The organism is Paenibacillus zanthoxyli JH29 (assembly GCF_000520715.1).
In the GTDB taxonomy this organism is placed as follows: Bacteria; Bacillota; Bacilli; order Paenibacillales; family Paenibacillaceae; genus Paenibacillus_AQ; species Paenibacillus_AQ zanthoxyli.
On record NZ_ASSD01000404.1, the window covers coordinates 1 to 1,217 of the forward strand.

At 55.7% G+C, this 1,217-nt stretch carries 2 protein-coding genes; both read right to left on the bottom strand.

Annotated elements, in window-relative coordinates:
• Positions 1–71 precede the first annotated feature (71 nt).
• Entirely contained in the window at positions 72–284 is a 213-nt protein-coding gene (locus tag L691_RS0115215; protein ID WP_025691333.1) for a YezD family protein, read from the bottom strand.
• 105 nt (positions 285–389) lie between these two features.
• Entirely contained in the window at positions 390–1,193 is an 804-nt protein-coding gene (cysW, locus tag L691_RS0115220; RefSeq protein ID WP_084654181.1) for a sulfate ABC transporter permease subunit CysW, read from the bottom strand.
• Positions 1,194–1,217: the final 24 nt, after the last annotated feature.

Consider the following 1,217-nt stretch of genomic DNA (forward strand, 5'->3'; position numbering starts at 1 on the left):
GGGCCGCTGCCTGTGCTGATCCATAAATTAATGAATGATTCCATATCCGATTCTTAGTTATTGCTTGCGGGTTATCCCCGTCCCGCAGCACGAGTATCGGAACGCCGGCTTACGGCTTCTCCGCTGTGCCGTGTGGCGTTCTCGAACCGCTTGCGTTCCGTCCGCTCCATCTGCACGATCTGGCCTTCATGCACCACGATATGCAATGAACCGAATTCCATACTATCCAGAAGTCCCGCAATCCTCTCCAGCCAAATTTCATCCACTTTCAGCGGTTTAGCCAATTCACTAGCCTCCTTCTCATTCCGCAGCGGGTTAAGCGCCCCACCAAATACCGTCATTTCCAACCTGTATACTATGGTTTAAGTTAGCATGCTGCCCATCTTCTGTCAATGACTACTTTTACGCTGCAGCCAACTTTTGACCAGCATGGTCACGAGCGCCAGCAGCAGAAGCAGGGAAGCAACAGCGAAGGAAGCCGAGAACTGATACTCGTTGTAGAGAATTTCCACATGCAGCGGGAGCGTATTGGTCTCCCCCCGAATGTGGCCGGAGACAACCGAGACTGCGCCGAATTCGCCCATCGCCCGTGCGTTGCACAGAATAATGCCGTACAGCAGGCCCCATTTAATATTGGGAAGCGTTACGCGGAAAAAGATCTGCCAACCCTTTGCGCCCAGCGTAAGCGCCGCTTCCTCCTCCTGCGTTCCCTGGTCTTCCATTAGCGGGATCAATTCCCGGGCTACAAACGGAAACGTTACGAACATCGTGGCGAGCACGATGCCCGGAACGGCGAACACGATTTTGATATTATGCGCGCCAAGCCACGGGCCGAACCAGCCATGCGCACCGAAGACCAGGACATACACGAGACCGCCGATAACCGGCGAGACGGCAAAGGGAAGATCAATAAGCGTAATAAGCATTCCCTTGCCGCGAAATTTAAACTTCGCTATGGCCCAGGCGGCCGCTACGCCGAATACCGTATTCAGCGGCACGCTAATGCCCGCTACCAAAAGGGTCATCCGCAGTGCGGAAGCGGCGTCGGAATCTTTCAGCGCGGTCCAGTATACATTCCAGCCCTGCTTAAGCGCCTCGGTCAGCACAATAGCCAGCGGAAGCACAATCAGCCAGAGCAGCACCAGCCCGGCAGCTCCGATCAGCAGCCATTTGACCGCAGACGATTCGTGCACAGCCGCTGCGGGGACGGCCGCCCC